At 68.2% G+C, this 9334-nt stretch carries 9 protein-coding genes; 3 read left to right on the forward strand and 6 right to left on the reverse strand.

Annotated elements, in window-relative coordinates; translation table 11 throughout:
• Both QZ753_RS09845 and QZ753_RS09850 read left to right on the forward strand, forming a co-directional pair.
• On the forward strand, positions 1-485 hold a 485-nt coding region (locus QZ753_RS09845; protein WP_294643250.1), incomplete at its 5' end, for an NYN domain-containing protein.
• A gap of 2 nt (positions 486-487) precedes the next feature.
• On the forward strand, positions 488-1156 hold the full coding sequence (locus QZ753_RS09850; protein ID WP_294643252.1) for a uracil-DNA glycosylase: 669 nt from the start codon (positions 488-490) through the stop codon (positions 1154-1156).
• Here the strand turns inward: QZ753_RS09850 and QZ753_RS09855 are convergent.
• The 5 genes from QZ753_RS09855 to dapA form a co-directional block, all read right to left on the reverse strand.
• Positions 1153-1842 carry a CHASE3 domain-containing protein gene (locus QZ753_RS09855; RefSeq protein WP_294643254.1) on the reverse strand — a complete coding sequence of 230 codons (690 nt, stop codon included), beginning with the start codon at positions 1840-1842 and terminating at the stop codon, positions 1153-1155. The genes QZ753_RS09850 and QZ753_RS09855 overlap by 4 nt on opposite strands.
• Positions 1843-1983: 141 nt before the next feature.
• Entirely contained in the window at positions 1984-2835 is an 852-nt protein-coding gene (locus QZ753_RS09860; protein ID WP_294643255.1) for a sensor domain-containing diguanylate cyclase, read from the reverse strand.
• A 157-nt stretch (positions 2836-2992) separates the two neighbouring features.
• Entirely contained in the window at positions 2993-3577 is a 585-nt protein-coding gene (locus tag QZ753_RS09865; protein ID WP_294643257.1) for a peroxiredoxin, read from the reverse strand.
• A gap of 66 nt (positions 3578-3643) precedes the next feature.
• Positions 3644-4123, reverse strand: coding sequence for an SsrA-binding protein SmpB (gene smpB, locus QZ753_RS09870; RefSeq protein ID WP_294643259.1), 480 nt, complete (start codon positions 4121-4123; stop codon positions 3644-3646).
• A gap of 80 nt (positions 4124-4203) precedes the next feature.
• Entirely contained in the window at positions 4204-5088 is an 885-nt protein-coding gene (dapA, locus tag QZ753_RS09875; protein WP_294643261.1) for a 4-hydroxy-tetrahydrodipicolinate synthase, read from the reverse strand.
• 289 nt (positions 5089-5377) lie between these two features.
• On the opposite strand from dapA, the gene QZ753_RS09880 reads away from it, so the two are divergent.
• Complete coding sequence (locus QZ753_RS09880) at positions 5378-7576, forward strand: lytic transglycosylase domain-containing protein (protein WP_294643262.1); 2199 nt, start codon at positions 5378-5380, stop codon at positions 7574-7576.
• 724 nt (positions 7577-8300) lie between these two features.
• Here the strand turns inward: QZ753_RS09880 and QZ753_RS09885 are convergent.
• Positions 8301-9334 (reverse strand): porin (locus QZ753_RS09885; RefSeq protein ID WP_294643264.1); only part of this gene is annotated, 1034 nt, incomplete at its 5' end.

Genomic DNA, 9334 nt, shown 5'->3' on the forward strand with positions numbered 1-9334 from the left:
AGGGGCGCGGCAACCTCGTGCGCGCCTACTACTACACTGCCCTCATCGAGGATCAGGAATATTCCTCGATCCGGCCGCTGGTCGACTGGCTCGACTACAACGGCTATCGCGTCGTGACCAAGCCCGCAAAGGAGTTTACCGACCAGCTCGGCCGTCGCCGCATCAAGGGCAACATGGACATCGAGCTCGCGGTCGACGCGATGGAGCTTGCCGAGACCATCGAGCAGGTCGTGATCTTCTCGGGCGACGGCGACTTCCGTTCGCTGGTGGAAGCGCTGCAGCGCAAGGGGCGCAAGGTCTCGGTCGTCTCGACACTGGCGACGCAGCCGCCGATGATCGCCGACGACCTGCGTCGCCAGGCCGACACGTTCATCGAACTGCGCACGCTCCAGCCCGAGATCGCCCGCAGCCAGGCCGAGCGTGATGCGCGCCTCGCCCGCCGCTCGGAGGGCGAGAGCGACCGGCGCGACGACGGCGACGCCTGATCGTGCCCCCCGTTCACTCCCCGCCCCTGCCCGGCGCGACGCCGCCGGCTGACTGCCCTCTCTGCCCCCGGCTCGCGGCCTTCCGCCACGAATGGCAGGCCCGCGAGCCGGACTGGTACAATGCGCCGGTCGACACGTTCCTGCCGCGCGCCGGCGCCGGGACGGTCGAGCTTCTGGTCGTCGGCCTCGCGCCGGGCGTTCGCGGCGCGAACCGCACGGGACGCCCGTTCACGGGCGATTTCGCCGGCGACCTCCTTTACGCGACGCTGAAGCGGTACGGCTTCGCGACGGGCGAGTTCGAGGCGCGACCGGACGACAGCCTCGAGCTCGTCGGCGCGGCGATCACCAATGCCGTCCGCTGCGTGCCGCCCGAGAACAAGCCGACGGGGCCCGAGATCAACACCTGCCGCCGCTTCCTGACCCCGACGCTGGAGGCGTTGCCGCGCCTTCGCGTCCTTGTCACGCTCGGCCGCATCGCGCACGACTCGACGCTGCGGGCGCTCGGTGTCCGCCTGAAGGACGCCCCCTTCCGCCACGGCGGCGAGCACGAGGCCGGCGGCTACACCATCGTCTCGAGCTACCATTGCTCGCGCTACAACACGAACACGGGCGTGCTCACGACGGCGATGTTCGAGGCCGTGTTCGAGGCGGCGCGGGCCCGGCTCGGCTAGCGGGCGACGGAGGCGGGCGGCAAGGTCAGCCGCTTCTTGCGCTCCCAGCGCGCGAGGTGGAACTCGACCCCGGTGCGAACCGCGAGCGAGGCGAGCGCAATGAGGATCGCGACCAGCCGCACCCGGTTCTCGTCGCGGTCCACCAAGGCATCACGTGTCGCCAGAAGCGCCTTCTCCGTCTCGGTGATGTCGCCGATCACGCGCCGGATCTCGTCCATCGTCGCGCGCTCCATCATCGCGACGGACTGCTTCTGCGCGGCGGGAAATCCGTCCTGCTCGAACAGCGTGACGGATTCGGCGAGTTCCGCGAGCTTCCGGCCGACGAGCAGGCTGAGATGATCGGTGCGTGCGATCTGCGAAGGATTGTCGGAAATCAGCTGGCGCAATTGGGTGCGCACCGGCTCCATCCGCTCCAGCGCCTTCTCGTAGGGGTCGAGGAAGCGGCGGTCGCCGCTGATCAGGAACCCGCGCTCGCCCGTCTCGGCATCGTCGAGCGCGATAAGAAGATCCTTGGTGTTGTCGATCACCCGATAGGTATGGACCACGAGGTCGCGGTGGTCGTTGAGCAGCGAGTGGGTCCAAGTCGTCGCGATGATGCCCGCCAGGATCACGACCCCCACCGGCACGGACCGCAGGACGAGCGCGCGCGTCAGCCACCGCTTCCTGATCTCTGCCCAAGTCGGCAAGGCCATCGTCCCGTTCTCCGAGGCGCCCGAGCGCTCGACACCATCAATTCCCCCATTTTTGGGCGGAGGACGGATCGAGCAAGGGCCGGGGCTCCGACCGCGGAACGCGTCGGCGGCGTCGGGTCAGCGGCGACGGGCGGCTCAGGCCGCGATCGCCCGCTTTTCGCGATACATGGCGAGGTCGGCTTCCGCCAGAATTCCAGCCGTCGTCATGCCAGGCCGCCAGAGGACGGCGCCGAAGCTCATTCCGACCCGCATGGCACGGTCCCGCACACGGATCGGCGCCTCGAGCTGAAACCGCAGGCGTTGCATCGCCTCGCCGGTCGCCGCGTCGCTGTCCACCCAGAGGATCGCGGCGAACTCGTCTCCGCCGATCCGCGCCAAACGGTCTGTGGAACGAATGCCCTTCGCCAACCGTCCTGCCAGCTCCCGAAGCACGGCGTCGCCCGCCGCGTGACCATAGGTGTCGTTGATCGGTTTGAACCGGTCGACGTCCGCCAGCACGAGGGCGAAGGAGCGGCCGGCGTCGATGGCGCCGGTCACCGCAAGATCGAGATCCCGGTCGAAGCGGCGGCGGTTGCAGATGCCGGTCAAAGGATCCTTGAACGCGACGCTGCGCAGCTCGAGTTCGTCGAGCTTGCGATCCGTGATGTCGGAGGACATACCGAACAGCCCGGTCGCCACCCCCGTCACGCGATCGAGGATCGGCGAGAGCGCGGTGCGCCACCATTTCACACCGCCGGGCAGATCCAGATGCTCCTCGTATTCATAGATGGAGCCGAGCTTCAGGCAGTGCCGGTACTGCGTCTCCACATGCGCCGCGATCTCCGGGGGGAGGCATTCCGACGGAGTCCGCCCGACGAGATCACCGGCATCGAGGCCGGTCAGCTGACAGAGCCTTTCGTTCACCCCGGCGTAGCGCATCGCGCCATCGACGCCGATCGCCAGCGAAAAGGCCGGTGCAGCTAGCAATCTCACATCGACGACCGGCATGACCCACTCCCTGACTTGCCCTTCGAGGGTAGCCGAGGAGCTTGAAGGAAGCGGTCGACCGTCGGCGCGAAATCTCGCAATCCCGTCAAGCGGTCGTTAGGCATCCCGACCCCGTCAGTCCGACGCGACAGGATCGAGGCTTTGCCCCGTCAGCCGATCAATGCGTCGCGTGCCGCCCCTCACCGGCATGGCTGCGCAGCCAGCCGACGACGTCCGCCGCGCTGCGGTCGGGCGGGAAGACGGGATAGAGGGCCGCCACGATCTCTCCGTCGCGGGCGATCAGCGTGAGGCGCTTCAGGAGCGTGTCGCCATCCGCTTCGAAGGTCGGCAGCTCCAGCATCTCCTGCAGCGAAAGGTCCGCATCCGACAGGAGCGGGAATGGAAGATGCAGGCGCTCGGCGGCTTCGCGCTGGTAGGCGGTGGTCTGGGTCGAAACGCCGAAGACCGCCGAGACCCCGAGTTCGCGAAGCTCCTGCCAATGGTCGCGGAACGAGCAGGCCTGCGGCGTGCAGCCCCGCGCGCCGGGAATCTCGTTCCAGCCACCCGGCAGCGGCGCGCCGGGCCGCCCGGTCATCGGATAGGCATAGACGACGACCAAGCCTTTGAGATCGCCGAGATCGACACGGCCCCCGGCCGTCGACGGCAGGGCCACGGACGGCAGTCGGCGGCCGACGAGATGGGAGGCCGCCCCGTCGTCGAGCGGCGCCTCCAGCCCCTCGGGCAAGCGGTTCAGATCGGTCATCGCATAGCCCTCCCCGGCATGTTTCGGCAAGGTTATCCCTCGCCGGCGGGAGTGCAAGAGCCGGCGTCAGTCGCGGCTGGCTTCCTTCATCACGCGCTGCTTCTGCCGGTTCCAGTCGCGCTCCTTCATCGACTCGCGCTTGTCGGGCGCGTTCTTGCCCTTCGCGACCGCAAGCTCCAGCTTCGCCCGGCCTTGGTCGTTGAAGTAGATCTTGAGCGGCACGAGCGTCATGCCGTCGCGCTGCACGGCGCCGGCCAGCCGGTTGCGCTGGGTCTTGTGGACGAGGAGCTTGCGCCGACGCTTCGGCTCGTGATTGAAGCGGTTGGCCTGCAGGTATTCCGGCACGTAGGAGTTGATCAGCCAGATCTCGCCGTCCTCCTCCGTAGCATAGGACTCGGCGATCATCGCCTTGCCGAGGCGCAGCGACTTGACCTCGGTCCCGGTCAGCACGAGACCGGCCTCCAGCGTGTCGATGATCTCGTAGTTGAAGCGCGCCTTGCGGTTTTCGGCAGCGATATTGGACTTGGACTTCGGCGGCTTGGCCATGAGGATCGGAGCGCCCGGTAGGTGGAGGGGGCGCCGGGAGCCGGCGCCGTCCCCTTAAATGGGCCGCAAGGGCCCTCGGATCAATTCAGGATGCCGGCGTGGCGCAGCGCCGCGTCGATTGCATCCTGCGTCGCGGCCTCCACCGGCACCAGCGGCAGGCGGACGCGGTTGCGCCCCTTGCCGATGCGCGACAGGGCGTACTTCGTGCCCGAGACGCCCGGCTCCATGAAGATCGCCTTGTGCAGCGGCATCAGGCGGTCCTGATACTCGAGAGCCTTGGCGAAGTCGCCGGCAAGGCACGCCTCCTGAAACTCCGAGCAGAGGCGGGGCGCCACATTGGCAGTCACCGAGATGCAGCCGCGCCCGCCGTGGGCGATGTGGCCGAGCGCGGTCGCATCCTCGCCCGAAAGCTGGATGAAATCCTTGCCGCAGGTGATGCGCTGTTCGGGAACGCGGTCGAGCTTGGCCGTCGCGTCCTTGACGCCGACGATGTTGGAGAAGTCGTGCGCGAGGCGCCCCATCGTCTCCGGGGTCATGTCGACCACCGAGCGCGGCGGGATGTTGTAGATGATGATCGGCGTCGAGACCGCGCGCGCGATCGCGGCGTAGTGCTCGTAGAGGCCGCGCTGGGTCGGCTTGTTGTAGTAGGGCGTGACGACGAGGATGCCGTCGGCGCCCGCCTTCTCGGCGAACCGCGCGAGGTCGATCGCCTCGACAGTGTTGTTGGAGCCGGCGCCCGCGATGACCGGCACGCGGCCGGCGGCGGTCTCGACGCAGATCTCGACCGCGCGCTTGTGCTCGTCATGCGTCAGGGTCGGGCTCTCGCCTGTGGTGCCGACCGGCACGAGGCCGTGCGTGCCCTCGGCGATTTGCCATTCGACCAGGGCGCGGAACGCGGCTTCGTCGAGGCTGCCGTCCTCGGCGAATGGCGTTACCAGGGCCGTCATCGAACCCTTGAAGGTCATGTCGTCACTCCCGTCGACGTGCGGATGATGGTGCCGAAGCGACGTCGGGCGTGCTCGGGTCGGACGGCGGGCGTGTCCCACCCGCGCCGCTCGCCGGGCGACCGGCCCCCGTGACCGATCGTCCGCGCGGACGGGCGCACCATAAAGAAGCCATGACCGCGAAACAAGCGAAGGGCATGATCCACGACGGAGAAGGGTTTACGCCTTCTTCACCGCGATCGGGCAAGCTTTGGTCAACCATGCGCACGGTACGCCGCGCACATGTGGCAGCATTGCAGCAGGAGGCCCCATGACCCATTCGACCCGCGCCAAGGCCCTGATCGTGCCGGTCCTCCTCTCCGTGCTCCTCACCGGAACGGCGCCCGTGAACTCCTTCGAGATGCCGCGGCTGGGGCTGCCGGACATGAAGATGCCGAAGCTCTTCGGCCGCAAGGAGGCGCAACCCGACGCCGGCCGCTTCGGCACGCCGGACGCGGCGCCCGCCGCCAATCCGCTCGCGCGCCGCGCCCCTGCGCCAGCCGCGCCGAGCGCCAGCTCACCGGCCGACGCGATGGCTTTCACCTCGTCCATCGCGGCCATGGGCGCGCGCGCCTCCAGCGTCACGCCGATGCGCGGCGACCTGCAGACCGGCCTCGACGCCACCCATCGCGACATGCAGCGCGCGCTCGCGATCCGCGAGGGCATGGCGCCCGGCTCGCTCGACCGGCACATCATGTCCTGGGCGATCGCGCTGCGCGGCACCAGCGACGTGCCGGCGGCCGAGATCGCCCACACCGCGATCGAGCTGCGCGGCTGGCCCGGCATGGCGACGATCCGCGCCAATCTCGAGCGCGCGCTCCTGCGCGACCCGATGCCGGCGCGCGACGTGGTGGCCGCCTTCGCCAGCGACCGCCCGCAGACGCCCGAGGGCGCGATGGCGCTCGCGCAGGCCTATCTGGCGCTCGGCCAGGCCGGCAAGGCGAAGGAGCTAATCGTCCAGTCCTGGCGAAACGACCGCCTCGACAAGTCGCTCGAGCAGCGCATGCTGACGACCTTCGGCACGCTCCTGACGCGCGCCGACCACAAGTATCGCATGGACAAGCTGCTCTATGCCGACCGCGTGGGCGACGCGTCGCGCGTGGCGACGATGGCGGGCGCCGAATCCCTGTTTAAGGCGCGCGCGGCCTCGATCCAGGGCGCGGGCAATGCCGACCAGCTTCTGGCCGCGGTGCATCCGAGCCTGAAGTCGGACCCGAGCTACCTGTTCACCGCCGCCGAGAACCTACGCAAGAAGGACCGCATCCTCGAAGCCGCGGCCATCCTGGAAAAGGCGCCGCGCGACAGGGCCTCGCTGGTCGACGGCGACGCCTGGTGGAACGAGCGGCGCATCATCTCGCGCATGCTGCTCGAGAAGGGCGAGCGCAAGGCCGCCTATCGCCTCGTCGCCGCCCATTCGGCGGAAGGCGTGACCGAGGCGGTCGAGGCGGAGTTTCACTCCGGCTGGTACGCGCTGCGCTATCTCAACGACCCGTCCACGGCCGCCAAGCACTTCGCCCGCATCAGCCAGATCTCGTCCCGGCCCCTCACGCAGTCGCGCGCCTACTACTGGATGGGCCGCGCGGCCGAAGCCGGCGGCGGCGGCAACGCGCGCGACCTCTACGCCCGCGCCGCCCGATACGGCGCAACCTATTACGGCCAGCTCGCGGCCGCCAAGCTCGGGCGCTCGCCCGGCGAGATCAGCTATCCCACGCCCTCGGCCGGCGAGCGCCGCACGTTCGAGAATCGCGAGGCGGTGCAGGCGATCAAGCGGCTGGAGTCGATCGGCTCGGCATGGCGCGCCGACGGCCTCTACAAGGCGCTGGCGGACGAGCTGAACAGCCCCGGCGAACTCGCGATTCTCGCCTCCATGGCCGAGAAGCGCGGCGACCACAGCCTGGCGCTCGGCGTCGGCAAGGCCGCCTATTCGCGCGGCGTCGACGCGCCTGCCCTCGCCTTCCCGGTCGGCGTCATCCCGGCGAGCGCCAACATCTCGGCCTCCGGCAAGGCGCTGGCCTATGCGATCGCGCGTCAGGAAAGCGCCTTCAATCCGACCGCGAAATCGCCGGTCGGCGCGCTAGGCCTCCTCCAGGTGATGCCGGCGACGGGGCGCAGCCTCGCCAAGAACGCGGGCCTGTCCTACTCCGACTCGAAGCTACAGAACGACGTGTCGTTCAACGCGCTCCTCGGCACCCAGTATCTCGGTCAGCAGATCTCGAACTTCGACGGGTCCTATATCCTGACCTTCGCGGCCTACAACGCCGGTCCGCGTCGGGCCCGCGAGTGGATCGACCGCTTCGGCGATCCGCGCCGCAAGTCGATCGACGAGGTGGTGGACTGGGTCGAGCTGATCCCCTTCACCGAGACGCGCAACTACGTCCAGCGTGTCATGGAGAACTATCAGGTCTACAAGATGCGGCTCGGCGCCGGCTTCGACATCGAGCGCGACCTTACCCTCGGCCGCCGCAGCTAGCGGGACCCTGTCTTCCGATCCGGACGATCAACGCCTCGACCACTAGAAACGGTCGGGGCGTTTTCATGTGAGCGCTCGAAACGCTTAGGGAGATCAGTCTCGTGCGTCATGAGGGAGCCCCGACGGCGAGAGTGTGTTGGCGAGATCGGAGCGGATTCTGGCGGCCGAGCGCAGTCTCGGTGGCTTCCCGCGCTGTCGGCGGCCAGCGACGCGACCGGGAAGCCCACTCGAACGGAGCGGCAGGCACTGCCCTTGCCTCACACATCCCGCTTCAACGACGCCAGCAAATAGTTTGGAGAAGCTGGCACACCGGCTCCCAGCGCAGTTCCCCAGCGGACGCGGCGCTTCGGCCGCTCATGTGCGGCATGCGCCCAACGCCGGAGATGGCATCCGCGCTGATCCGACCCTCGTCGGAGCGTTCGTACGCTGAAACAACTGCCTGCCACTCGCCGAACGCAAGCAGGCCTGACGGCGGTGTAGAGGAATCGGCTGCCATTTTGCGTTTGTCGATCGTCGCGGAACTGCGCTCGCGCGACGACCGCGAACTGATCCGACCGCTGACTCTAGGAGCGCACCAGCGTCAACGCGGCGAATGCAGCCGATGAGGATTCGACACGCCGTCGCCTCTCGCGTCGCCGACGCCCTGCTCCAGCCGCCGCAAGCCCCAAATGCAGAAAGGCCCGGCTTGCGCCGGGCCTTTCCGTTTCCGATCCGAGGGTTCGGATTAGAAGTTGCGCTGGAAGCGCAGGAAGCCGTTGACCTGGTCGGTGTCGCCGATCGGGCCACCGAAGTCGACGTTCTTGTACGAGACTTCGGCGAGCGTCGCGAAGTTGTTCGTGATCTGGTAGCCGACGTTGCCGACGAACGAGTAGTAGTCGCCCTGCAGGTTGATCGGAACCACGGTGCCCAGCGGGCTGAGCGCCAGGAACTGCGTGTCGAAGGTCTCGCCGTACTGACCGGAGACCGCGATGCCGAGCTTGCCGAACGCCTGGGCGTAACCGGCGCCAGCGGCCCACTCGAGAACGATCGGCAGCGAGCCCGGGGTCGGGTTCAGGATGTTCGGGTTGTTCGCGGCGAAGGTGTTGACCGTGGCCAGACCGTCGATCGCGGCGTAGACAGTCGGGTCGAAGGCGTAGTGACCTTCGATCTTCAGCTGCGACTCAGGCGCGATCAGGTCCTTCAGGAGCACGCCGCCCTTCAGAGCGAAGGCGTCGTTGTTGCCGTCCTGGAGGAGCGTCGGGAAGTTGCCCGAGAGCGTGATGAAGTCGAGGTTGCTGCCGAACAGGTTCGACAGGTCTTCCTGGTTGAACGTCTCGTCGTAGACGGCCGAGAGGTAAGCACCGCCCCAGGCGCCCGAGTAGACGATCTTGCCGTGGATGTCCGGAACCACGTCGCCGGTGCCGTCGTCCTCGAGGCCGATCGTGGCCGAGAAGCCGCCGAGGGCGAAGGTGTAGGACACCTGGTTGGTGTTGAAGTCGCCGACCACGAGGTCGGTATCGGTCAGGAGGCCGTCCTCGATGCCGCCGACGTCCGACGACCAGAGCGAGTCACGGTAGCCCATGAGCAGGCCGCCGAGCTGGATGTAGGCCTGGTCGATCGCGACGCCGTTGTTGGCGCCCGAGGTGTTGGTGGCCTGGAGACGGGCGAAGGCGCGCAGGGTGCCGAGCTCGGTCTCTTCGCGGGCGTCGAAGTTCAGACGGGCGCGGACGCGGCTGGCGAGCTGGTAGTCGTCGCCTTCGAGGTTGACGGCCGGGTCAC

The organism is uncultured Aureimonas sp. (assembly GCF_913775355.1).
GTDB lineage: Bacteria > Pseudomonadota > Alphaproteobacteria > Rhizobiales > Rhizobiaceae > Aureimonas.